The organism is Lysinibacillus sp. GW247-5R2A, assembly GCF_059424475.1.
Genome location: NZ_JBWKZL010000002.1, coordinates 154,244 through 178,327, shown reverse-complemented (window position 1 = coordinate 178,327; position 24,084 = coordinate 154,244). Strand labels below are relative to the sequence as shown.

Here is a 24,084-nt window from a genome sequence, read left to right as displayed (position 1 = left end):
AGTTTGGAAAGAGACCGAAAACAAATAAATATTGGTAAACTACCATTTGCATTAAAGGGCCAGATTGTGTTGTGGAGTCATTTTTAAATTAGGGAAGTTATTTATGTTAAAATATATGGAAATTGCATTTTTCTTAATTTTTAAAATTGCGCAAAAGAGAGGGGAATTAGAAAATGGATGATTTTGTGGAATTATGGGATGTGTATGATATAAATCGTATTAAAACAAAACGTATTTGGGTTCGTGGAGAACAACCTCGACCTGATGATTGGCATTTAGTTATTCATGTATGTATTTTTAATTCAAGTGGAGAAATGCTCATTCAACAAAGGCAGCCGTTCAAAGAAGGATGGCCAAATATGTGGGACCTTACTGTGGGAGGGAGCGCGATAGCTGGGGATACAAGTCAAATTGCAGCACAAAGAGAATTGTATGAAGAAATAGGTTTACAATTAGATCTTCAGCAAATACGTCCTCATTTAACCATTAACTTTGAGAACGGTTTTGACGATATATATCTAATCGAAGAAAATGTGCAGCTACATAAGCTCACTTTACAGTATGAGGAAGTACAAAATGTGAAATGGGCAAGCAAGCAAGAAATTTTGACTATGATCAAAAACGGAGAGTTTATTCCTTATTATGAAAGCCTTATTCAATTACTATTTGATAGCCGAAAGCAACGAGGCTCTATTCGATTGTAGTTAATCTCCAGCAATCATCAAAAGGTAATTTACAAGTAGTTTTTTTAAACATTGAAGAAACTTTAACACAGGATATAGATGAACTAGATATCTTTTTTGAAATTATAGATGAAGCAATTGAAAGGTTGTCAAAGCCATTTACACGTTAATAATATTGCATTTGAATTGAGCCGCAAAATACTGGACTTAGAAGTAAACATAATACTTTAAAGAAAGACTGTTTTCATAAAGATTGTTGTTAGCTAACTATGATGCAGGTAAATGCAATAAGGATTTAGAATATTGTTTCGATATGGACGCAAAAAATGGGGGAATTAATATATTTATAGTTAGAACAGTTATTTTATGGATGATTATATCCACTATCATTAATGCCTATTTAATGACATTACCCATACCTGTTTTACGAAAAAGAAATTATCCTGCTAACTACCTTATTCTACAAAACAACCGAATAGATTTTCAAATCAATACGGAATGTGCAGCATTTTCAACATCGTATCTACTTCGCCATTTTGGTATGGAGGCCGAGGGTGAAGAGTTATATACGGATTTTCCTAGTAAAACGAGGGCAGGCACTGTATATCCAAAGGGAATTCGTGAAATATTAAGAAGAAAGGGCTTTCAAACAAACTATTATAAAGGAAATATAAATACATTAAAGTATGAAGTTAGTAAAGGTACTCCCGTAATTGTTTTTATAAAAGTACAGAAGAATCGTAATAATTTGCATTTTGTCCCGGTTGTAGGCTATGACAAAGAATATATTTACCTTTCAGAATCATTAAAGCATCTAGTGAATTGTGACGATGATAACAAGAGCTATAATCGAAAAGTTCCAATTAATGAATTTAAGAAACTTTGGAATATAAAGAGAATTCATATGCCTCTATATAGCAATACTTACATAACTGTGGACGCCAAATAAAGCTATTATTAATAGAGGGTCCAGTCAGAAAAATGCGGATTTTCAACGTTAAAACGGTGCTTGGGGTGCATTTTTGTTCAACTAACAGGGGCTTTAATTAAAGAAGATAGTCAAAATCTGGAGCAACAATCTATACGATACAGCCAAATGACATAACTTTTTACAAATCTAAACAAAAATATGTTCCCAAATGAAAGTTTGAGGACCTGAAAAATAATCTTTTACAATCAGGCGCTTTTTGAAATTAGGAAAGCGTCTTTCTTCATGGAAAGAGCAAGATTGTGGAATAACAATCCTTAAATAATGTTCCCTAACGGTGCTTGTGCAAAAATAATATAATCCTTATTCCACAAACGGAGCAGATAAGGGGAAGCAATAGTAATTAGGTTTGGCTGGGGAAAATTGTCGAGACTATAAAAAAAGACACCGAAGTGTCTTATGTTTTTCAAATAAAGATAGCGATAAATTGAATTATCATGGGAGCGAGGTATTTTATCGGTGAGTGTATACAAACCATGTAATGCTCGCTGTTAATAATACTGACGAAATCAAAGCTGTAAGAACACTATATGTTTGCCAAATAAGTATCGTTGACCAATCGAAAGCAAAGCACAGTATACCGAGGGCAATCGTAGCGATCAGGAAAATAACTGTTACGATTGTTTGCTTTTTTGTCATTGGAGGTCGCTCACTTGTTTTCCTTCTGCGAAATCCTAAAAAAAATAGCAAAACGGCCAATAGGCAAAAAATAATTGTGATAGACGATAAAATAATATCCAAAAGCTGTGTGCCACTTATTTCATAGGACTGAGTTAGATTACCATCTAATATATCTTTAACTTTTAGTACCAGGTTTATATTGGTATTTGCGCCGTTACTCAGCAAGCAGATGGCTCTTCGTTCATTTAGCTGTATGACTACTTGGGTCCTGAAATTTGGGTTGCCCCCAGTGTGTTCTATAATCGTTTGGTCGGCATTGACCGCCCAGCCTGCCGCATAATACATATCGTTGACAGACGAAACAGACGTATCACCCTTATGTGATTTTTCAATTACCCTGTGAAATATTTCAGGTATGTTCTGCACGATACCCATCTGTATGCCCATCCAACGCGCCATATCTTGTGTATTAGAAATGATGTAGCCTGCGGGTTTATTCCCAGCATAATCTGGTGCCTTAAATGGAGATGTCATAAAAAAGGAAGAACGGTAGCCCTGTGCCAACTGTCCAGTGGCTTGAGCATCTTCTTTATACACATACGTCTGGTGAAGACCTAACGGCTGAAATACCTGTTCCATCATAAAGTCTTCATAGCTTTGTCGCGACACAATCTCAATAACCAAACCCAATACGTCATAATTAACGGTTCCATAGTTATACTGTTCGCCCGGAGGGAACTCCAATTCAGCATCTACGAGCATTTCTACAGTTTTTTGCAACATATCCGGTGTATGGCCTTGGGGAATATTTTGAATATGTCTAGTATTTGTTAGACCACTGGTATGGTGAAGAAAGTTATTTAGTGTAAGACTTTGCATATCAACCAGTTTCCCTTGATACTTTACCGTAAACCAAGGTAAATATTTTTGGACAGGGTCAGTCATTGAGAGCAGCCCTTGCTCTTCCAACAGCAAAATTCCAATACCGGTAAAAGCTTTACTGACCGAGGCTAACTCATAGAGTGTATTTTCACTTGCAGGCAACCCGTTTTCACGGTCTGCAAGCCCTGAAGAAAAGTAGTGCACTTCATCATCAGCAAGGATAGAGATTGACATGCCTGGCACACCTGATATATGACGGGCATCATCTAGCAACGCTTGGATTGCCGCAGATTTCGAATCTGACAACGCATAACTTGGTGTTGGGAATCCTGAGAGTAATATAAATAACGTAAATACAAAAACAATAATCTTCTTCATAAACCCTCCTTTTTGAAAAGTTATAAGGGAATAAAACCAATAAGCAATTAGTACAACTACTAAACTAAGTTTTAATTTACCTTTCTATTCACCTATATAATATCAAGTAATTGTCAAAAGTTACACTCCACGAACAGATGTATTACTTCAATAAGAAACGATCTTCAACAATTGGGCGCTATTTCTGTAGAATTGAATTAAAGTTGCGACGAAACACCTCTTTGAAACCGAATAGGAGAGCAACATTTCAAATAATGTTCCTTGATATAATTCTCTATGTAATATAACTATGTTTGAACAAGGAGATGGAAGCATGAGTAAGTTAACAGGTAAAATCGCTTTAGTTACAGGATCAAGTCGAGGAATTGGCCGCAGTATTGCATTGCGTCTGGCACAAGAGGGGGCCTTTGTCGTCGTTCATTACGGGAAAAGACGTAATGAGGCAAAAGAAGTTGTTGACAAGATCAAACAAAGCGGAGGGAATGCTTGCGCGATTGGCGCTGACCTTAGTACTCTAGATGGTATTCAAAATTTATTTACTACTTTGGATGATACAATCCGGGAGTATATGGGTGGTAGTGGATTCGATATTCTTGTCAACAATGCTGGAATTGGTCAAATTATCAGTTTAGAAGAGACGACGGAAGAATCATTTGACGAGGTAATGAACATTAATGTAAAAGCACCACTTTTTATTACTCAGCAAGCTTTGCCACGTTTAAAAGATGGGGGGCGTATTATTAATATTTCATCCTTTGTGACACGTGCAGCTTCACCAAGTGTCTTCACGTACAGTATGTCCAAAGGTGCTATCGACACATTTACGCGTCTTCTAGCCAAGGAACTGGGGAGCCGTAATATTACGGTAAACGCCATCCAGCCTGGAATTATTAATACAGAAATGAATGCTGATACTTTGGAAAACCTGGATGGACAAAAATATGCGGCTGGTCTTTCAATTTTCAATAGATGGGGAGAACCCGAGGATGTGGCAGATATCGCCGCCTTTCTTGCTTCCTCAGACAGCCGTTGGGTAACAGGTCAATTACTCGATGCAAGTGGAGGATCTCATCTATAGAATAGTATAAGAAGTTACTAGGAATGAACTCTGTATTGGGCAGGGCTCATTCCTTTTAATGTCCCTTTCATCCGTTTGTTCGTGTAAATAGTAAATGTAATTCTGAAGTGAAATGTTCCATACTTTCAGAGTTTAATACTCGTGCTTTTCTGAAATAAGGAAAGCCTCTTTCTTCATTAAAAAAGCCATGAGTAGAATGAGATGTATTGAGATAACCGGGCAGAGAAGTTCATTCATCTGCCTGAACATAATGATAAAAAAGTATAGATGATTTTTTCTCGAATGAACTAAATCTAATACTGATGTAGGCTGTTACGTAGTTGTAATGAACATATACTTAGGTTGAAAGGAGGTATTTATTTATGACACAAACATCTAGAGCGATTCCTGGTGCCGCAGTCCGCGGAACGGCATCTGGTGTATTTTTTATGGCGTTTTTTGGTACTCTGTGGGCGTACACGGGAATTATGGGATTGCACGGCTGGGGAGTTCCATTATTGTTAGTTACTGCTGTTGCCATAAGTATAGCGCTGTTCATCGGCGGTTTTTCATTAATACGCGCATCGAGAGAATTGACGAATCAGGTTTCAAAAACAGACTTAAGGCAGGGGAAGCGTACATCGTTTTGGTTTAACATCATTTTTGCGGCAGAGGGTTTGGCTATAGCCATTACAATTGCTGTTTGTAACGTTACTCGTCACCCTGAACTTATACCTGTCGTAATAGCTCTTATTGTCGGTGTTCATTTTTTCCCATTAGCACCTCTGTTTCAAGTTAGACTCTACTATTTTACCGGCACACTCCTTTGTTTACTTGCTATTATGACATGGTTATTTGTACCTGCAACAGTCACACTGGGGGAACATCAGATCAATGCATTTATGTCTGTAGTGGGCTTTGGCTCTGCCCTGATCTTGTGGGGAACTGGTCTTGCAATATGGCTAATGGGCAGAAGGTTGCTAGGTATCGTCCTAAAATAAGTGAGAAGGAACTTTACACCGAAAAAATAAAATATGTATTCAGCTAATAGTATGTATTACTTTAACAAGCAAAAGACAAATCAGCTTCTTTATTACTGAAAAGGGGTAAATAGGTGAATAACACATATAAATGAGGGTTGGATATTTATGCTTCCCCAAATAGAAAAACCCCTCACATCTAATTAAGGGGTCTCTCAAAAATTAATTCAAAATAAGCTGCGGAACCATATCCTTTAGTTGAAGGAGCAAAAATTTGAACAAATCTCCATCCTTCAGATGCGTATTGGTGAATTATATTTTGATAATCTTCTTTTGGTTTACTACCCCAAGCATTTAGTTCCACTTTAACGAAATGGTATTCGTACATTATGATCACCTCTAGAAATAGTTGACTTAATTAATTTACGAAGAAAGTAGAAGATAGTTTCATAATTAGATTTTTAATTGGAATAAACGACCAAAGCCAATATTGAGTTTTGAATATTGAGTTGGAGATAAACTCATCACTGTTTATTCAACAATCAGGCGCTTTTCGTAATAAGGAAAGCGTCTATATTCATGGCAATGGCCAGATTGTGGAGCATCTTGTTAAGTGATTTGGATTTTTTTGTTAAAGTATAGTTGAGTTTGTGAAGAATTGTTTTTAAACTAAAGGAACAGATAGTTCAACAAGAGTTTACGTATCAAAAAGCTAGAAAGAGACTGAAAGGAATATTACTAATGATTAATAACTTTATTGAAAACATTCAATCGCTTTATTCGGACCTTTCCATTGAAGACATTTATCCTAATGAAATTGGACAGAATAATGATGTGTTTATTGTAAACAAATCTTTGGTATTTAGGTTTCCAAAATATAAAATTGGAATCAATCAATTAAAAAGAGAGACGGAAATTTTAAAATACATTAAAGGTACCATTTCAACTCCTATTCCGAATCCAATTTATCAATCTTTTGAAGAGTTAGAACCAGGTAAAGTCTTCACCGGATATCATCTAATAGATGGTGTTCCTTTGTGGAAGGAAAGTTTAATAGGTGTGAAGCGTGTTGATTTAGTTAAAGGGTTGGCAAAGCAACTTGTTTCTTTTCTTGTAGAACTTCATTCTATATCAGGAGAAAAAGCAAGTCGAGATTTGAAACTAAAGGTTCGTAATCCTCATGAAGAGATGTATAACTTGTATAATAAGATTCAAAATAAATTATTTCCTTTTATGAGAAAAGACGCTCAACAGGAAATCTCACAATCTTTTGAAACGTTTTTAAATGGGAAGGCATTCTCCAATTTAGATATAACACTTATACACGGAGATTTCGGAGCATCTAACATTTTGTGGGATCCAGAAACAAGGATGATTTCTGGGATAATAGACTTTGGTGGGTCGGGTTTAGGAGATCCAGCGTATGACTTTGCTGGAATACTTTCTAGCTATGGTGAGGATTTTTTTGATATGTGTATTAACCTATACCCTAATGGTCATGAAATATCTGAACGAGTTAAATTTTATAAAAGTACATTTGCTTTACAAGAAGCATTGCACGGGATTGAAAATGGAGATAGACAGGCTTTTGAAGCTGGAATTAAAGATTATAAATAGTTCGCTTGCACAATTAATGTGGAATTAGTTCAATTAATATAAGGCATTTTCACTAAGATCCAAATTGTTGGCAATTTAAAACAGAGTAAATAGATAAATTTTTATGTAAAAACAATTTCTACTATTCTGAAATATATGGTATAGTAGGGGCATAACTGAATAGAGTGTAAGAAATGGTGCCAGATGAAAGTCTGGCTTAAAAGGGAAGTCGGTGCAAATCCGACGCTGTCCCGCAACTGTAATTCGGAGCAAATCACAAAGGCCACTGGGAAACCGGGAAGGCTGTGAGGCGTGTTGATGAGAAGCCAGGAGACCTGCCAATTTCTAGTACACACCAAATACCTACGTGGAAATAGGTGGTGAATAGTGACCAAAAAGGCACTGTGCGATAACAAAAGATTTTGCGAAAATTCTACTTTTTCGTATTGTTTTTGTCTTAATAATTTTACCAAGCAGCCATTTTCCGAGAAGGGGAATGGCTTTTTTTCATGCTACTATTCTGTATTCCAAAGCAAAATCCACTGGTTTTCATATAGAGCCACTGAATCTAGCATGGGATGACACAAATTTGTAAGAGCCAGTAACCATAAACTTATTGATGAAGGGGAGATTAAATATGACTTATACTAGTACACTCATTGGCTATCCATATATCGGAGATGATCGTGAATGGAAGAAGGCGTTAGAAGCATTTTGGCGTCAAGAACAAATGGAAGAGGATTTTCAGGCAACCCTAAAAAGTATTCGGTTATCTCGGATTGAAAAGCAGCTACAATCTGGCATCGATATAGTGACAGTGGGAGATTTCACATTGTACGATAGAATGTTGGATACAGCCTTAATGTTTGGCTTAGTACCCAAGCGCTTTAACTGGCAAGGTGGAAGGGTAGATTTACATACCTACTATAGTGTAGCGAGAGGTAATCCTTCAGCAGTAGCTAGTGAAATGACCAAATGGTTTAATACCAACTATCACTACATTGTTCCTGAATATGAAGGGCAACTGTTGCAACTAACAGAAAATAAGGTATTGGCCGACTTTATAGAGGCAAAAGAAGCGTTCGGTATTATTGCGAAGCCGACACTTATTGGCCCCTATACATTTTATAAGCTAACTAAGGGCTACAATAAATTAACGCAGGTTGAATATTTAGTAGCGCTATTACCTCTCTATGCTCAGATTATTCAAGAATTAGTAGATGCAGGAGCTCAGTGGATTCAATTAGAAGAGCCTTCTTTAGTGACGACACTTGACTCAGCAGAACGGAAGCTAGTACAGGAAATCTATGCTCAGTTAGCGACAACTGTTCCAGCAGCAAAAATAATGCTACAAACATATTTTGAAGCATTATGCTCCTATGAAACATTGATTACTTTGCCTGTCGAAGGGTTTGGTTTAGATTTTGTACATGGCTATAAAGGGAATATGGAGTCACTTCGACAATTTGGTTTCCCTCAGGATAAAGTTTTAGCTATAGGTATTGTTAATGGTCGTGATATATGGCGTACGAACCTAGCGGAGGCTAACGCCACGATTCAAGCTATTGAAAAGCTTAGCGATGCGAAGGAATTGTGGATTCAACCTTCAAGTAGCCTTCAACATGTACCAATATCTACTTCACTTGAAAAGAAGCTGGACCCTGTTCTCAAACAAGCACTGGCGTTTGCTGATGAAAAAATGGAAGAGATTATGGAGCTCACTAAATATAGAAAAAATCAAGACGGAACGCTACGTCATAATTTCTCAGCAAGTATGAAGGCCATTGAAGCACTAAAAAATCATTCGATTCGTCAAAATAAAATGATCCAGCAAGCCTCTCAATCCGTATCAACAAAGGATTTTGAGCGACATAGTGATTTTAGTCAACGTCAAAAAATACAGCAGCAGGCGTTAGGTCTGCCACTATTCCCAACAACGACAATCGGCAGCTTTCCTCAATCTGATGAGGTGAAGAGAAATCGTAATGCTTGGCGAAAGAAGCAATTGTCGAATGATGACTATGAAGCATTTATTGAACTGGAAACAAAGCGCTGGATTCACTTGCAGGAGGATCTTGATATGGACGTACTAGTTCATGGAGAATTTGAGCGGACAGATATGGTCGAATATTTCGGTGAGAAATTGACGGGCTTTGCCTTTACTGAAAAAGCATGGGTCGTTTCATATGGCTCTCGCTGTGTGAAGCCTCCGATAATTTATGGAGATGTTGCATGGTCTTCAGCCATTACCGTGAAAGAGTCTGCGTATGCTCAAAGCTTAACGAAGCGCTTTGTCAAAGGGATGCTGACGGGACCAGTGACCATTTTAAATTGGTCCTTTGTACGTGATGATATTTCTCGGAAAGATGTCGCTTATCAAATTGCATTAGCACTTCGCAAGGAAGTGGAAGCACTTGAAGCGGCAGGCATCTCCATTATTCAAGTGGATGAACCAGCACTTCGAGAAGGGTTACCTCTTCGTAAAGAAGAATGGGGGGCTTACTTAGATTGGGCGGTCAATGCCTTCAAGCTTGCTACATCGAGTGTTAAGGATGAAACACAAATTCATACACATATGTGTTATTGCGAATTTAACGATTTCTTAGAACCCATTAGCGCGCTAGATGCAGATGTGATTTCCATTGAAACATCTCGTAGCCATGGAGAGCTAATTTCTTCCCTTCAAGTAAATCCTTATACAAAAGGAATCGGATTAGGTGTTTACGATATTCATAGCCCACGTGTGCCGAGTGAAGGCGAAATGTTAACCATTATGAAAGATAGTTTACAAGTTCTAGACAAACATCAATTTTGGGTTAATCCTGACTGTGGCTTAAAAACAAGGAAAGAGCCAGAAACAATCGCGGCTTTAGCTAATATGGTAGCTGCTACTAAAATATTACGTCAGGAAGTGAAGGAATCTATATCAAGATAACGAAAATAATAAAATAAAAGGAGTTAAAGAAAGATCAGGTTATCTACCTGGTCTTTTTGTATGGAGGTTTTATTATATTCAGAAAATAAAATTGACGTGAACATTTCAGCATGTTATGTTTATTACTAATTTCAAATATTGCATTACAAGTTTGAATGAAAGTATTTTTCATTCAATTAAAAGGAAAATGGGTGTAAATCCCATGCTGTCCCGCAGCTGTAAATGAGGAGTTTTGTTTAAATTACCACTAAGTTCTATCTTGGGAAGGTGAAGCAAAATGATGATTCATAAGCCAGAATGCCTGCTTGTAAGAAGATTCATTGATGATCTACGAAAGATAGGGAGATGGATGGAAGCTTATGTATTGTAAGTTTATCTGTCCTTATTCTTGTGGAATAAGGTTTTTTTATGCCTTCTTTCTATTCAATTTGTAGATATGAACAGGGAATAGAGATAGGAGACAAAAAATGAGATGGACGAAGTATTTACTGCCTTTCCTGCTTGTTTTGACCTTGAGCTTTCTTGCAGGTTGTACAAGCTCAGAAAAGGACAAAGGAAATTCAGCATCAACAGAACAAACAGATGAAAAAATGATTACGATTGGATGGCCATTAGATGTAGGGCCATTAAATCCCCATACATATTTACCAAATCAGATTACTGCTCAAGCCATGGTTTATGAATCTCTAGTGGCGTATAACGATGATGGCACAATTACACCAAAGCTAGCAGAAAGTTGGGATATCTCAGAGGATAAAACTGCTTATACGTTCCATTTACGCAAGGATGTTACCTACTCGGATGGGACTGCCTTTAATGCTGATAATGTGATTCGCAATTTTGATGCCGTATTAGCGAATCGTGACATGCATTCCTGGATGGGTATGGTCAACCATATAAAAGAGGTCGTCAAAGTAGATGATTCAACAATACGTTTGCAATTAGATGAACCGTATTACCCTGTGTTAAACGAATTAGCCTTTGTTAGACCATTCCGTTTTTTAGGGGATAATGGCTTCCCAGACGGCGATGCAACAAATGATTCCATCCAATCAGCTATTGGCACAGGTCCATGGGTATTAACTGACTATAAAAAAGATGAATATGCAGTATTTAGCCGTAACGAACATTATTGGGGTGAAAAACCACTCGTAGATAAAATAAAGGTTAAGATTATTCCAGATTCGGAATCTCTTTCGTTAGCCTTTGAAAATGAAGAATTAGATGTCATTTATGGTCGAGGGATTATTAGCTTAGATAACTATACGTATTTAAGAGATAGTGGCAAATATAAAACTGCTACATCTGAGCCGTTGTCTACGAAAGCATTACTGCTCAATACACAGTCTGGACCGTTAGCTGAGCTCAAGGTTCGACAAGCTATTCAATATGCTATCAATAAAGAACAAATGGTAGACAGTATTACACATGGTACAGAAAAAGTGGCAAACACGCTATTCTGGGATGCAATTCCTTATGCCAATATTGATTTGGCGCCCATTTTATATAATCCTGAAAAAGCGCAGAAATTGCTAGATGAAGCAGGCTGGACGCTACAGAAGGGTGAAAAAATTCGTTCGAAAAATGGTCAACCCCTTACATTAGATTTAATCTATATTGCTACTGATGCCATTCAAAAACCTATGGCGGAGTTAATGCAAGGCGAGCTAGCAAAAATAGGGGTACAGTTAAATATTGAAGGCGCAGATGTAATGGTCGGTCTGCAAAAATTAATGGATGATCAGGTTGATATTAACTTCTGGCGGACAAATGGACCGCCGACTGATCCACATAGCTTTGCAAATGAATCAGCTACACCAAATGCTAGTGGTGTATATGAAGCAAAATTAGGCTTACCAAATGCTCAGGAGATCGATACAAACATACATCAACTACTAGTCGGTAAAGACGAAGCGGAACGTGTGCAGCTATATACGGATATTTTAACAATGTTCCACGATCAAGCTTTATTCTATCCAATATCGTATGAAACGAATAATGTTATATATCAACCATATATGAAGGATTTTGCACCACGTGCTTCTGAATATGACATTCCATATGCACAAATGGATAAAGAAAACTAAGTATGAAAGAGAGAGTGTGTCGAACTATGACAACTCTCTTTTTATCATCGGATGAAATGGGAAGTGACGGCATGTACGAATCGACTTGGATGTTTTGTGTAAAAAGAATTCTCACTCTACCATTTGTATTAGTAGGCGTATCTATTCTGACCTTTGTGTTTATTCGTTTCGTACCCGTAGAACCGGCAGAGGTCATCCTTCGACTCTCAAGAATAGCCCCAACACCAGAGGCTATACAAGCTTTACGAGAAGAATTAGGGACAGACAAGCCTTTTATCATGCAGTATCTGCTATGGGTAAAAGGCGTTTTACAGCTAGACTTTGGGACATCATTTGTTAGTAAATTACCCGTGGCACATGAGCTATTTGCTAAGCTACCTGCTACCATTGAATTAGCTTTAGTAGCATTTATCCTAATTTTAACTTTTAGTATTCCATTAGGGGCTGTGAGCGCATTATTTAAGCATTCCTTTATCGATAAAATCATTCGATTATTTACAGTCCTAAGTGTATCCATCCCAACATTTTGGTTAGGGTTTATCCTACTCTATCTTTTCAGCTTAAAACTTGGCATTTTTCCGACAAATGGAAAAGGTTCGGTAGCACATCTAGTTTTACCAGCCTTCTCCTTAGCTTTACCCACAATCGGATTGTTCTCACAGTTTATCCGCTCTGCCATAATGGAAGAATACGAGCAGCCATATGTAAAGTATGCACAGCTTAGAGGCCTGAAAAAATCGGTCATTCTCATCCGACATGTGGGGAGGAATGCTGCTATACCGATATCAACTTTGTTTGGGATGACACTCGGAAATTTGCTAGGTGGTGCTGTCATAGTTGAGCAAGTATTTAGTTGGCCTGGGCTCGGTCGATATTTAATAGAATCCATAACGAATCGTGATTACCCCGTTGTACAATGCTATGTGTTGGTGATTGCTGTTATCTATGTGCTCGCCAATTTAGGCACAGATGTATTGCATCGTTTATTGGATCCTCATCTGATGATGAAGGATAGGAGAGAGTAAAGTGAACTTAGGACGTATACATATGAGAAGATATAGTAGTCTCACCTTACTGATTATCATTGGTTTACTAGGACTGTTAGCCCCACTTATTATGCCTCATGACCCTTTAGCAGTCGATATTTCTAAGAAATTTCTAGCACCCTCATGGGACTATCCATTAGGAACAGACCATTTAGGAAGATGTGTCTTCTCCCGATTGCTTTTAGGGATTCGGTATTCTTTAGGTGCGGCGCTCGTCATACAAATAATTGCTATTCTAGTAGCGATATTATTGAGCGCATGGGTCTCCTTAAAAAGAGGTATAATAGATGCGCTATTTATTCGGGTTTGCGATATTTTATTAGCTTTTCCAACACTTGTACTAGCATTTGGGCTTTTAGGTGTATTAGGACCGAGCTTGAAAAATGTGTTAATTGCCCTTAGTTTGACACAGCTTATATATTATTCGAGGCTAATCCGAGGTTTATTTATTGGTATGAATGAAAAAGACTTTATTCTAGCGGCAAGAATCAGTGGTACTACAGGTGCGAAATTAATTTTTCGTCACTACCTCCCTCATGTTTGGCCACCAATTGTAACGATTGTGGCATTAGATATGGGGAAGGTCATTTTAGAGATTGCGGGTTTTTCCTTTATTGGGCTTGGTGTGCAGGCTCCCACCCCTGAATGGGGAATGATGGTAAATGAAGGGAAGCAATATATCCGCCAACATCCTGAATTAATGCTATATCCTGGGCTTGCTATTGTCCTTGTTGTCCTAGTATGTAATGTTTTAGCAAGTAGTTTGAAGAAGCCTGATCAGTAAAGGGGTAGCTATGAAGAAAATTTTAGAAGTGAAAGACTTATCGGTCAAAATTGGAGAACAGAATATTTTATCCTCTATTCATTTAACAGCCTATCAAGGCCGAGTGTTAGGAATTATTGGGGAAAGCGGTAGTGGGAAAACAATGCTTTGCCAAGCTATCATGCAAGCCTTGCCGACTAGTGCACAAATTACCAAAGGGCAAATTTTCTACCATCAGCAGGATTTATTGAAGGTAACTGCTGCTCAAATGAGAGCTTATCGTGGTAGACATCTTTCCATTATTATGCAAAATCCTTCGGCTGCCTTTGACCGTGTTCAAACCATTGAAGGTCATTTTCGTGAATCATTAAAGGCTCATTTTGTTATCACTAAAAATGAAATAAAACAAATTGCTATTGAAAGCATGGCAAAAGTTAATTTACCTAATCCCGAGCGCCTTTTACACTATTATCCATTCCAATTAAGTGGGGGAATGCTACAGCGTGTGATGATTGCTTTGTCATTGGCAATTCAAGCCTCGGTATACATAGCTGATGAGCCTACGACAGCTCTTGATACAGTCAATCAAAAGCAGGTATTGACTTTATTTGATCGTATTCGCCTGGAAACACAGGCTGCCATCCTTCTTGTGACACATGATTTAGGCGTTATTGCTGAACTTGCTGATGATGTAGCCGTGATGTATAAGGGGAAACTAATTGAACAAGCGAATGTCTATGATTTTTTTGATGCCCCTCAGCATCCTTATACAAAGAAATTATTACAATCCCGAATTATGTTTTAGAGGTGAAAAAATTGAAGCTACTAGAAGTGAGAAATATTGAGAAGTGCTATGCACATAGACCGTTCATATTCAAGCGAAGACAGGATGCTCCTGTCTTACAGAAAGTATCATTTTCACTTCAGGAGGGGGAATGCTTAGGGATTGTTGGACAAAGTGGCTCAGGAAAAAGCACATTGGGCCGAATTATATTAGGAATGGAAAGGCCAACAGCCGGGGAGGTTCTATTTCAAGGGGTTAATCTTTATGATGCCACTAGCCAACAGAAAAAAATGATACGGAGAGATTTACAAGCAGTCTTTCAAAATAGCTATCATTCCTTAAATCCAAAGCACACCATTTTTCAAATTTTAGACGAACCGTACCTAAATTTCGAGCATTATAGCTCAGCTGAGAGACATTTTAACGTAAAGGAATTACTTGATCATGTAGAGTTAGAAAAATCTATTGCCGAAAAGTATCCTTCCCAGCTGAGTGGGGGACAACAACAGCGTGTGAACATTGCAAGAGCGCTTGCCTTACATCCAAAATTAATTGTTTTAGATGAAGCCATTAGTAGTTTAGATATGATTTTGCAAAAACATATCATTCAATTACTACAGACATTGCAAAAGGATTTGCAACTTGCCTACATTTTCATTTCTCATGACCTACAGGCTACACGCTTTATTTCAGATCGCATCCTAGTCATGCAAAATGGTGAGCTAGTAGAAGAAAGTATGAAAGGTGAACCATTTAAGCATTCTGCATCACTTGAGCTATACAACGCGATTCTACCCACTCATCCTCGCCAAAGAATTCACAAGAATACTTTACAATGAATTGGAATGTCTTTGCGAAGAAAGTCCTTATTAAATTTCTTACATTGTTATGTGGAAAGCTTCGTAAAGGAGCTTTCGAACCCCCATATTTGGCCCTCAAGGTTGTTTAAGAGAGCGACCGTCCTCTGTTCCATATTATTCGGAAGTTCTTCTTTACCGAAATAAGTGAGGCTTAAGCTCTCACCATCTTTCATTTCCAATACACCCCTTACATGTTTAGCTCTATAAAGGTGAATGACTGTATAGATTTCATCGCCATTCGGATAACAGTAGTAATAATCAGGTCCTGAAAAAACACCGATAAAATCAAACTCTTTAGCCACGAGTCCAGTTTCCTCATAAAGTTCACGAGCAGCAACCTGCTCTAATGTTTCGTTTATTTCCATTGAGCCGCCAGGTAATCCCCAGTCCAACGTATCTGAACGATGTTGAAAGAGTATCTTCTTATCATCATTAACAACAAGAACTGTCGAACCGACGCTTATAATCGGTCTATTACCGATAAGTTTTCTTAATTCTGTTATATAGCCCATCCCGTCACTCCTTGTTTCATCGTAATGCCAAGCAAATCACTTTTTTTAAGCAGACTTCATAAATATAGCTCCATTGGGATTGATTAACAATATTTTTTTGAGCGAAATAATGCTTAAATATGCAGAATAGTTCGTCAAAAATGAAAAATAGCTTTTTATAATCAGTCTTTTCTGAATTTTACCTATATTGATTGTTTGGAAACCTCTATGTTAAGGTAAATAGACAAATTGAATATGCTAAATTTTGGTGGTTCAAATGGGTTTGATTCCATTTGATTAAAAGGGAAGTTGGTGTGAGTCCAACACTGTCCCGCAACTGTATGTAGGAGTTCCATAACGAGGCCACTGTTTTGTTCATCAAAACGGGAAGGTGTTATAGGAATGTTGATGATAAGTCAGGAGACCTGCCGCTAAATAAGCATCAATTGACCTACGAGGATAGGGAGGTGTTAGCTACTGTATGATGATTGTGAATGGATGTCAGTTCACTGCTTTTTGTTCTGTCATACTTTTGTAGATTAACAACTTCTAAAGGGGTAGAAGTTGTTTTTTGTTGTTCTTTCGAGTTTGAATGGTAACGCTTACAAGAATGATTAAACAAAGGGGTTGTAATCCATGGAGTTAACGTATTCACCAGGTCTTGATGGAGTTATTGCTGCGGAAACAAAACTGTCTTTCTTAGACGTAGTAGGAAGCCAAATTGTTATACGAGGCTATGATTTGATTGAACTATCTCAGCGATATTCCTATTTAGATATTGTCCATTTATTATTGCAAGGAAACCTACCAACTACTGAGCAACAAGCTGACTTACAGGATAGATTGAAAGAAAACTATCACGTTCCGCAAGAGCTTGTTCAAATTTTCAACTTATTACCAAATGGGACACATGCTATGGACGGCCTTAGAACGGGAATTTCAGCGTTAGCAGGGTATGATCAGCACATCAATGATCGATCGACTGAAAGAAATGTAACTCGAGCATATCGACTTTTAGGTGGCATGCCCAACATCGTTGCGAATAGCTACCGTGTATTAAATGGTCAAGAGGTAGTAGAACCGGATAGTGAGCTTTCATATAGTGCTAATTTTTATTACATGATTACTGGAAGAAAACCAACACCATTAGAAGAGGAAATTTTTGACCAATCACTTGTTTTATATAGTGAACATGAAATGCCGAATTCGACCTTTGCTGCTCGTGTTATTGCCTCCACACAATCTGACCTGTATGGTGCTCTAACTGGTGCCGTCGCATCATTGAAAGGAAATTTGCATGGTGGGGCGAACGAGGCAGTCATGTATATGCTGCTTGAAGCTAAGACTGTGGAAGGCTTTGAAGCGATGCTGAAAAACAAGCTCAAAAATAAAGAAAAAATAATGGGCTTTGGCCATCGGGTCTATATGAAAAAAATGGACCCAAGAGCGCAGATCATGAAAGAAGCTTTATATAAATTATGCTTGGAGCAAGGGGATGACCGCTTATATCACATGTGTGAAGCTGGTGAAAAAGTGATGGTGGAGGAAAAAGGCCTGTATCCAAATTTAGATTATTACGCTGCGCCAGTGTACTACATGCTGGGCTTACCAATTGAATTATATACGCCTATTTTCTTTAGCTCTCGAACGATCGGTTTATGTGCACATGTGATCGAACAACATGACAATAATCGATTATTTAGACCTCGTGTTCATTATATAGGCGAGCGTCATAACCTTGAAGAATTGTCGGTATAATCAAGTTTTAACAACTCGCCATAGAGCTGATGGACATTCTGACCAATGCCCATCAGCATACTAGTATATCAAATTCATACCTTGAAAGGAAGATATAGATGATTAAAACGAATGAAAAAACGATGACAGACCAGCTTCTTATTGATATTGCGGATTACGTATTAAACACAAAGATTACGAGCGAAGAAGCTTACGAAACGGCTCGATATGTTTTATTGGATACGTTAGGTTGTGGCATTTTAGCTTTACAATATCCTGAATGTAGAAAACTTCTAGGTCCTGTAGTGCCAGGTACAGTCGTTCCAAATGGTACCCGTATTCCAGGAACATCCTATGTCCTCGATCCAGTAAAAGGTGCCTTTAATATCGGTTGTATGATCCGTTGGTTGGATTATAACGATACTTGGTTGGCAGCAGAATGGGGGCATCCTTCTGATAATCTAGGTGGTATTTTAGCTGTAGCCGATTATTTGAGTCGTGTACGTGTTGCGGAAGGGCAAGAACCTCTCCAAATAAAAGACGTTTTAGAAATGATGATTCAAGCTCATGAAATACAAGGAATACTTGCACTCGAAAATAGCTTAAATCGTGTTGGCTTAGATCACGTCTTATTTGTCAAAATAGCGACAACAGCTGTAGTAACAAAGGCTTTAGGTGGCACTCATCAAGAAATTGTCAATGCCTTATCAAATGCTTGGATTGATAATTCAAGTTTAAGAACCTATCGACATGCTCCTAATACGGGCTCTAGAAAATCATGGGCTGCTGGCGATGCTACAAGCAGGGCCGTACAACTAGCAATGATGGCTGTGAAGGGAGAAATGGGCTATGCAACTGCATTGTCTGCACCAGGCTGGGGATTCCAAGATGTGCTCTTTAATAAGCAAGCATTAAAGCTTGCGAGACCACTTGCATCTTATGTTATGGAAAATGTCCTCTTTAAAGTGTCTTACCCTGCAGAATTTCATGCTCAAACGGCTGCAGAATGTGCTATTCATTTACATCCTGAAGTAAAAAATCGCCTAGCTGAAATTGACCGCATTGACATTACGACGCATGAATCAGCCATACGAATTATCGATAAAGAAGGGCCACTTCATAATCCTGCTGATCGTGATCACTGCCTTCAATACATTACAGCTATTGGTCTTATTTATGGTGACATTACAGCAGATCACTACGAAGATGAGGTGGCTGTAGACCCGCGCATTGATGACTTGCGACATAAAATGGTTGTCGCGGAAAAAAGCCAATATACAATCGACTATTTAGACCCTGATAAACGATCCATTGCGAATGCTGTTCAAGTTTATTACAAAGATGGTACATCATCCGAGCAAATTGAGTGTGAATATCCTTTAGGGCATCGTTTCCGCCGTGAGGAAGCATTCCCTCAGATCATTAATAAATTCCAGCAAAACATTCGTACGCATTATTCTCAAAAACAACTCGATACCATAAATGAGGTTTGTGCAAATAAAGAGCTGCTTGAACAAATTGCTGTCCATGAATTTATTAATCTATTTATTTAATTTAAAAGGATTACAAATGCAATAAAGAGGAGGTTTTTAAAAATGGCGTGGATTGTCCAAGAAGCGAAGACACAAAAACAATTAGCTGAACAATTTAAAGCTCTTATTGCTCGTTCATCTATTTTGCAAATACCAGGAGCACATGATGCGATGGCTGGTTTAATGGCTAAAAAAGTTGGCTTTGAGGCATTGTATCTTTCGGGTGCCGCTTATACAGCGAGTAGAGGCCTACCAGACTTAGGAATGATTTATTCAAATGAACTCGCTCAGCGTGCTAGTGATATTATTCGGGCTACTAATTTACCTATGCTAGTGGATATTGATACGGGCTTTGGTGGTGTATTAAATGTTGCCCGTACTGCTCGTGAAATGGTAGAGGCAGGGGTTGCTGCCGTACAGCTAGAGGACCAAAATCTTCCTAAAAAATGTGGACATTTAAATGGCAAAACTCTTATTTCAATTGAGGAAATGATACAAAAAATAAAAACGATTAAACAACTAGCCCCTACATTAGTAATTATTGCTCGCACGGATGCAAGGTCTGTTGAAGGCTTAGAGCAGGCTATTCTAAGAGCCAAAGCATATGTTGCTGCTGGGGCAGATGCTATTTTTCCAGAGGCATTACAAACTGACAAAGAGTTTAAACAATTTGCCCATGAGTTAGATGCACCCTTATTAGCCAATATGACTGAATTCGGTCAAACTCCTTATTATACCGCTAAGGAATTTGAAAAAATGGGCTACTCGATGGTCATTTATCCTGTTACGTCTATGAGAGTTGCAGCGAAAGCATACGAGCGTGTGTTTGAATTAATAAAAAATACGGGAACACAACAAGAAGCAATTGAGGATATGCAAACAAGAAGCGAATTATATGAAACGATTTCCTACTATCAATTCGAGGATTTAGATCGTGAATTAGCGAAAACCATCTTACCTAAGGAGGAAATAAAGTAGGAGAGGTGAATAGCTTTTCTGTACTTTCTTTCAAGGAGGACTCATATGGATCAACTAGAAGACAATATGACGATCTTTACACCTGAGGATTTTCATGATGAAGAAGAGCTCATTGCAAAAACTGCTGAGCTCTTCATTAAACAGGATGTCTCACCGAATATTTCATCTATTGAACAGCAACAATATGCGATTACTCGTCAACTATTTCAAAAAGCAGGTGATCTTGGTTTACTGGCTATTGAAATTCCCGAGGCCTATGGAGGACTCGAGCTCAATAAAACAATTTCCGGTCTTGTAGCAGAGAAAATGGGCTTTGGGGGCTCTTTCAGCGTATCCTACAATATCCATGCTGGGGTGGGCACATTACCCTATGTCTATTTTGGCAATGAGGAGCAAAAGCGGAGGTACTTACCAAAGCTTGCATCTGGAGAATGGATTGGTGCCTATGCCCTTACAGAGTCCGATGCAGGCTCTGATGCACTGCGCCCCAAAACGAATGCTAGATTAACAGAGGATGGTACAGCATGGATAGTAAACGGAGAAAAGCAATGGATTACGAATGCTCAGCTAGCAGACGTCTTCGTTGTTTTTGCCCAGACGCATAATGGAATGACTGCGTTGATTGTCGAACGTTCCTTTAAAGGGGTATCTGTAGGTCAGGAAGAGGAGAAAATGGGCATTAAAGGCTCTTCAACGGCAACGCTCATTTTAGAAGACGTTATGGTGCCAATCGATCATGTTCTTGGTGAGGTTGGCAAAGGGCATATCGTCGCTATGAACATCTTGAATATGGCTCGTCTAAAGCTTGCCTTTTCCAATATAGGAACGGCCAAACAGGCATTTCAATTAGCAGTCAATTACGGAAAGGGACGGAGACAATTTGAACGATCTATCGTTGATTTTACAATGATACAGGAAAAACTTGCTGACATGGCCGTTTTGATTTATGGAGCAGAAAGTGCTGCATACCGAACGGCTGGAAAAATGGATGAGGCTATTGCATCAGGAAGTAAGGAAACGGTGGTTCAGAAAATATCCGGATTTGCACTCGAATGCGCACTCCATAAAGTACATTGTTCCGAAGCACTTGGAAAAATTGCTGATGAAGCTGTCCAAATACATGGCGGATATGGTTATATGCAAGATTATGATGTGGAACGTTTGTATCGGGACGCAAGAATTAGCCGTATTTTCGAAGGGACAAATGAAATCAATCGCCTCACATTGGCAAAAATGCTGTGGAAAAAAAATATACAAACAACCGCGATAGCAGATGATTTTATGCACGGTCAGCCATTAGAAAATAATCACCATTATATCCTTCTCTCCAAGCATTTGATGCAACTTGCAATTACAGTCATTACGAATGCACAGATTCAACTCGAGCAGGAGCAAGAATTTATGCGTTTGTTGGCGGATATAGCCATGGAAAGCTATGTCATGGAATCTGCTTGGTTGAGGTCGAAAAAAGCTGTACATGAGCAAACAAAACAATTGATGACAGACATATTATGCCAGGAGGGTTACCGCAAAATAGAAGAAAGTGCGATTACTATAATTACGGCCGCTGAAAGCAATGAGCAAAAACGAGTAAGCTTGCTAAATAGTATTCGACAGTTAAATATTACACTACAGCAAAATCTATTTATGAAAAAAAGGGTACTTGCGAGAACATTCATTGACAACCCAAAAATGATTAGTTAGGAGGAGCAACATGATTAATACATTGGCAAACGTTACGAAAGAGGAGTCTATTGCTATTATTCATTTAGATCATCCACCTGCAAACACTTTGTCGTCAGCCTCTATTGAAAACCTGCGTCGTATTTTCCAAGAGCTAGCGGAGGATGAAGATACAAGTGCCATTATTATTACAGGTACTGGCCGATTTTTTGTCGCTGGGGCTGATATAAAGGAGTTTGTTTCAGCCTTTGGCCAACAGGAAAAAGCATTGCAAATGGCTCAAGCAGGGCAAGCGCTATGCGATGAAGTAGAAGCCATGAAGAAACCAGTTATTGCCGCCATTAATGGACCTGCCCTTGGGGGAGGACTCGAACTAGCGTTAGCATGTCATTTCCGAATTGCTTCGAATCAAGCCATTCTCGGCTTACCCGAATTAAAGCTTGGGCTACTTCCTACATTCGGGGGGACTCAACGACTTAGCAGAATAACAAATCAAGCAACGGCGCTCCAATTAATTTTAACAAGTAAACAATTGAATGCAGACGAGGCGTTAGAGCTCGGTATTATCCAACTAGTAATAGAACCTAAGGAACTTTTGATGACGGCTAAGACTGTTGCGCAGTCCTTTGTTGAGGGTAAAAGTATGACAAGTGTCTCTCGTACAATTGAATGTGTAATTCAAAGCATGAGGGTTAATTTACAACAAGGACTAGAGCTTGAACGAACGCGTTTTGCTGAGCTATTGTTAACAAATGATGCTAAAGAGGGTGTGCAGGCATTTATTGAAAAAAGACAGCCACACTTTAAACATTGTTAAAGGAGGGGTCCAACATGGCAAATGAAGTCCTATTTTCGGTCGAAGATGGAGGAGCGGCAACCATTACATTGAATCGCCCTAAAGCTTTAAATTCTCTTTCCACGGACATGCTTAACCCTATTAGAGAAAAATTAAAAGAATGGGAAGCGAATGATGAAATCTGTCTTATTGTACTACAAGGGGCTGGGGAGAAGGGATTTTGCGCTGGGGGTGACATCAAAACACTTTATCAAGCACAATCCAGTCAAGATGCATTACAAGGGGCTGAAAACTTTTTCGAAGTAGAATATGAAGTGGATTTGGCAATCTATCATTATCCTAAACCCATTATTGCTTGTCTTGATGGCATTGTTATGGGAGGTGGAGTCGGTTTAACCTATGGTGCAAGCCACCGAATCGTTACAGAGCGGACTAAATGGGCGATGCCGGAAATGAATATTGGCTTTTTTCCAGACGTTGGAGCGGGCTATTTCTTAAACAAAGCGCCAGGTTCTATTGGTTACTACCTAGCATTAACTGCGTCTACTATTAAAGCAGCAGACGTCCTTTTTGCTAAAGGGGCAGATCATTATATGACGAGTGATAAGCTATTTGATTTCCTTCAAAGTGTAAAACAGACGGACTGGCATTCTAACAATATAAACGCAATCTTAACCCAACTAATAAAGAAATATTCTAGTAAGCCAGCCGCGAACAGTGAACTTGAGAAGCTTCAAACAGTAATAAACCACCATTTTTCAAAACATACAGTAGAGGAAATCATACAATCCTTAGACCAAGACCAAAGCGAATTTGCCCGTGACACGAAGCACTTGCTTCTGTCGAAATCACCCTCCTCTTTAAAAATTACGTTACAGCAGCTTATTGACGCTCGTGAAAAAACAGTAGAAGTATGCTTTAAGACTGATTTCATTTTGGCAAGAAACTTTTTAAGACATAGGGATTTCTATGAAGGTGTGCGCTCCGTTGTCATTGATAAGGATCGAAATCCTCATTATACCTATCAATCATTAGAAGAATTCACAGAAGAGGATAAGAAAAAGTTTTTTCAAGAAAACAGTGTAACATTATAGATGTCGTTGAAAAATCCTGTTAGTAGCAGGATTTTTTTATGAAAGAAATGGGGGAACTGCCAGCTACTAGGCAAAAAAAAATTATCAAATGACATTCCCCTATTCAAAACAAG

At 38.5% G+C, this 24,084-nt stretch carries 20 protein-coding genes and 3 riboswitches; of the genes, 17 read left to right on the top strand and 3 right to left on the bottom strand.

Annotated features, from left to right (window positions below):
- Window positions 1-185: 185 nt before the first annotated feature.
- Complete coding sequence (locus tag AC07YC_RS04500; protein ID WP_233301766.1) at window positions 186-704, top strand: NUDIX hydrolase; 519 nt, start codon at window positions 186-188, stop codon at window positions 702-704.
- Between the two features lie 235 nt (window positions 705-939).
- Window positions 940-1,632, top strand: coding sequence for a cysteine peptidase family C39 domain-containing protein (locus AC07YC_RS04495; protein WP_494918505.1), 693 nt, complete (start codon window positions 940-942; stop codon window positions 1,630-1,632).
- Window positions 1,633-2,124: 492 nt separating this feature from the next.
- Here AC07YC_RS04495 and AC07YC_RS04490 read toward each other — a convergent pair whose 3' ends face one another.
- Entirely contained in the window at window positions 2,125-3,552 is a 1,428-nt protein-coding gene (locus AC07YC_RS04490; protein ID WP_494918504.1) for a serine hydrolase domain-containing protein, read from the bottom strand.
- A gap of 313 nt (window positions 3,553-3,865) precedes the next feature.
- Between AC07YC_RS04490 and AC07YC_RS04485 the strand changes: the two genes are divergently transcribed.
- A complete protein-coding gene (locus tag AC07YC_RS04485) occupies window positions 3,866-4,630 on the top strand; it encodes an SDR family NAD(P)-dependent oxidoreductase (protein WP_494918503.1) in 765 nt (254 codons plus the stop codon).
- 362 nt (window positions 4,631-4,992) lie between these two features.
- Window positions 4,993-5,610: a DUF7010 family protein gene (locus AC07YC_RS04480; protein WP_494918502.1), complete on the top strand. Its 618-nt coding sequence runs from the start codon at window positions 4,993-4,995 to the stop codon at window positions 5,608-5,610.
- A 178-nt stretch (window positions 5,611-5,788) separates the two neighbouring features.
- Here AC07YC_RS04480 and AC07YC_RS04475 read toward each other — a convergent pair whose 3' ends face one another.
- Entirely contained in the window at window positions 5,789-5,977 is a 189-nt protein-coding gene (locus tag AC07YC_RS04475) for a DUF4177 domain-containing protein (RefSeq protein ID WP_008177708.1), read from the bottom strand.
- Between the two features lie 353 nt (window positions 5,978-6,330).
- On the opposite strand from AC07YC_RS04475, the gene AC07YC_RS04470 reads away from it, so the two are divergent.
- The 7 genes from AC07YC_RS04470 to AC07YC_RS04440 all read left to right on the top strand — a co-directional run bounded on the left by AC07YC_RS04470 (window position 6,331) and on the right by AC07YC_RS04440 (window position 15,639).
- Complete coding sequence (locus AC07YC_RS04470; protein WP_336634552.1) at window positions 6,331-7,206, top strand: aminoglycoside phosphotransferase family protein; 876 nt, start codon at window positions 6,331-6,333, stop codon at window positions 7,204-7,206.
- 157 nt (window positions 7,207-7,363) lie between these two features.
- Window positions 7,364-7,542, top strand: a riboswitch (cobalamin riboswitch).
- A 280-nt stretch (window positions 7,543-7,822) separates the two neighbouring features.
- The gene (gene metE / locus AC07YC_RS04465; RefSeq protein ID WP_494918501.1) at window positions 7,823-10,120 is read left to right on the top strand and encodes a 5-methyltetrahydropteroyltriglutamate--homocysteine S-methyltransferase; all 2,298 of its coding nucleotides are present in this window, start codon (window positions 7,823-7,825) and stop codon (window positions 10,118-10,120) included.
- 130 nt (window positions 10,121-10,250) lie between these two features.
- Window positions 10,251-10,443, top strand: a riboswitch (cobalamin riboswitch).
- 144 nt (window positions 10,444-10,587) lie between these two features.
- Window positions 10,588-12,207 carry a nickel ABC transporter substrate-binding protein gene (gene nikA / locus AC07YC_RS04460; RefSeq protein WP_494918500.1) on the top strand — a complete coding sequence of 540 codons (1,620 nt, stop codon included), beginning with the start codon at window positions 10,588-10,590 and terminating at the stop codon, window positions 12,205-12,207.
- 26 nt (window positions 12,208-12,233) lie between these two features.
- Window positions 12,234-13,232, top strand: coding sequence for a nickel ABC transporter permease (nikB, locus tag AC07YC_RS04455; protein ID WP_494918499.1), 999 nt, complete (start codon window positions 12,234-12,236; stop codon window positions 13,230-13,232).
- Window positions 13,233-13,254: 22 nt separating this feature from the next.
- A complete protein-coding gene (locus AC07YC_RS04450; protein ID WP_494918498.1) occupies window positions 13,255-14,037 on the top strand; it encodes an ABC transporter permease subunit in 783 nt (260 codons plus the stop codon).
- A 10-nt stretch (window positions 14,038-14,047) separates the two neighbouring features.
- Window positions 14,048-14,821, top strand: a complete 774-nt coding sequence (locus tag AC07YC_RS04445) for an ABC transporter ATP-binding protein (protein ID WP_494918497.1) — start codon at window positions 14,048-14,050, stop codon at window positions 14,819-14,821.
- 2 nt (window positions 14,822-14,823) lie between these two features.
- Window positions 14,824-15,639: an ABC transporter ATP-binding protein gene (locus AC07YC_RS04440; protein ID WP_494918496.1), complete on the top strand. Its 816-nt coding sequence runs from the start codon at window positions 14,824-14,826 to the stop codon at window positions 15,637-15,639.
- A gap of 47 nt (window positions 15,640-15,686) precedes the next feature.
- On the opposite strand, the gene AC07YC_RS04435 is transcribed toward AC07YC_RS04440, so the two are convergent.
- Window positions 15,687-16,172 carry an NUDIX hydrolase gene (locus AC07YC_RS04435; RefSeq protein WP_336634559.1) on the bottom strand — a complete coding sequence of 162 codons (486 nt, stop codon included), beginning with the start codon at window positions 16,170-16,172 and terminating at the stop codon, window positions 15,687-15,689.
- Between the two features lie 231 nt (window positions 16,173-16,403).
- A riboswitch (cobalamin riboswitch) is annotated at window positions 16,404-16,598 on the top strand.
- A 189-nt stretch (window positions 16,599-16,787) separates the two neighbouring features.
- Between AC07YC_RS04435 and mmgD the strand changes: the two genes are divergently transcribed.
- The 6 genes from mmgD to AC07YC_RS04405 all read left to right on the top strand — a co-directional run bounded on the left by mmgD (window position 16,788) and on the right by AC07YC_RS04405 (window position 23,971).
- A complete protein-coding gene (mmgD, locus tag AC07YC_RS04430) occupies window positions 16,788-17,909 on the top strand; it encodes a citrate synthase (protein ID WP_494918495.1) in 1,122 nt (373 codons plus the stop codon).
- Window positions 17,910-18,007: 98 nt separating this feature from the next.
- Window positions 18,008-19,441, top strand: a complete 1,434-nt coding sequence (locus AC07YC_RS04425; protein WP_494918494.1) for a bifunctional 2-methylcitrate dehydratase/aconitate hydratase — start codon at window positions 18,008-18,010, stop codon at window positions 19,439-19,441.
- Between the two features lie 42 nt (window positions 19,442-19,483).
- On the top strand, window positions 19,484-20,398 hold the full coding sequence (gene prpB, locus AC07YC_RS04420) for a methylisocitrate lyase (protein ID WP_494918493.1): 915 nt from the start codon (window positions 19,484-19,486) through the stop codon (window positions 20,396-20,398).
- A 45-nt stretch (window positions 20,399-20,443) separates the two neighbouring features.
- The gene (locus AC07YC_RS04415; RefSeq protein WP_494918492.1) at window positions 20,444-22,102 is read left to right on the top strand and encodes an acyl-CoA dehydrogenase FadE; all 1,659 of its coding nucleotides are present in this window, start codon (window positions 20,444-20,446) and stop codon (window positions 22,100-22,102) included.
- 10 nt (window positions 22,103-22,112) lie between these two features.
- Window positions 22,113-22,898 (top strand): enoyl-CoA hydratase-related protein, encoded by a 786-nt coding sequence (locus AC07YC_RS04410; RefSeq protein ID WP_494918491.1) that lies wholly within the window; start codon window positions 22,113-22,115, stop codon window positions 22,896-22,898.
- A 14-nt stretch (window positions 22,899-22,912) separates the two neighbouring features.
- Window positions 22,913-23,971 (top strand): enoyl-CoA hydratase/isomerase family protein, encoded by a 1,059-nt coding sequence (locus AC07YC_RS04405; RefSeq protein WP_494918490.1) that lies wholly within the window; start codon window positions 22,913-22,915, stop codon window positions 23,969-23,971.
- Window positions 23,972-24,084 lie beyond the last annotated feature (113 nt).

What these genes read in the sequence shown, in the direction of transcription:
- AC07YC_RS04475 (WP_008177708.1), bottom strand. Translation starts at nt 5,977, where the DNA reads ATGTACGAATACCATTTCGTTAAAGTGGAACTAAATGCTTGGGGTAGT.
- AC07YC_RS04415 (WP_494918492.1), top strand. Translation starts at nt 20,444, where the DNA reads ATGGATCAACTAGAAGACAATATGACGATCTTTACACCTGAGGATTTT.
- AC07YC_RS04405 (WP_494918490.1), top strand. Translation starts at nt 22,913, where the DNA reads ATGGCAAATGAAGTCCTATTTTCGGTCGAAGATGGAGGAGCGGCAACC.
- AC07YC_RS04470 (WP_336634552.1), top strand. Translation starts at nt 6,331, where the DNA reads ATGATTAATAACTTTATTGAAAACATTCAATCGCTTTATTCGGACCTT.
- AC07YC_RS04485 (WP_494918503.1), top strand. Translation starts at nt 3,866, where the DNA reads ATGAGTAAGTTAACAGGTAAAATCGCTTTAGTTACAGGATCAAGTCGA.
- AC07YC_RS04410 (WP_494918491.1), top strand. Translation starts at nt 22,113, where the DNA reads ATGATTAATACATTGGCAAACGTTACGAAAGAGGAGTCTATTGCTATT.
- AC07YC_RS04490 (WP_494918504.1), bottom strand. Translation starts at nt 3,552, where the DNA reads ATGAAGAAGATTATTGTTTTTGTATTTACGTTATTTATATTACTCTCA.
- AC07YC_RS04435 (WP_336634559.1), bottom strand. Translation starts at nt 16,172, where the DNA reads ATGGGCTATATAACAGAATTAAGAAAACTTATCGGTAATAGACCGATT.
- nikB (WP_494918499.1), top strand. Translation starts at nt 12,234, where the DNA reads ATGACAACTCTCTTTTTATCATCGGATGAAATGGGAAGTGACGGCATG.
- AC07YC_RS04425 (WP_494918494.1), top strand. Translation starts at nt 18,008, where the DNA reads ATGATTAAAACGAATGAAAAAACGATGACAGACCAGCTTCTTATTGAT.
- mmgD (WP_494918495.1), top strand. Translation starts at nt 16,788, where the DNA reads ATGGAGTTAACGTATTCACCAGGTCTTGATGGAGTTATTGCTGCGGAA.
- prpB (WP_494918493.1), top strand. Translation starts at nt 19,484, where the DNA reads ATGGCGTGGATTGTCCAAGAAGCGAAGACACAAAAACAATTAGCTGAA.
- nikA (WP_494918500.1), top strand. Translation starts at nt 10,588, where the DNA reads ATGAGATGGACGAAGTATTTACTGCCTTTCCTGCTTGTTTTGACCTTG.
- AC07YC_RS04450 (WP_494918498.1), top strand. Translation starts at nt 13,255, where the DNA reads ATGAGAAGATATAGTAGTCTCACCTTACTGATTATCATTGGTTTACTA.
- metE (WP_494918501.1), top strand. Translation starts at nt 7,823, where the DNA reads ATGACTTATACTAGTACACTCATTGGCTATCCATATATCGGAGATGAT.
- AC07YC_RS04480 (WP_494918502.1), top strand. Translation starts at nt 4,993, where the DNA reads ATGACACAAACATCTAGAGCGATTCCTGGTGCCGCAGTCCGCGGAACG.
- AC07YC_RS04445 (WP_494918497.1), top strand. Translation starts at nt 14,048, where the DNA reads ATGAAGAAAATTTTAGAAGTGAAAGACTTATCGGTCAAAATTGGAGAA.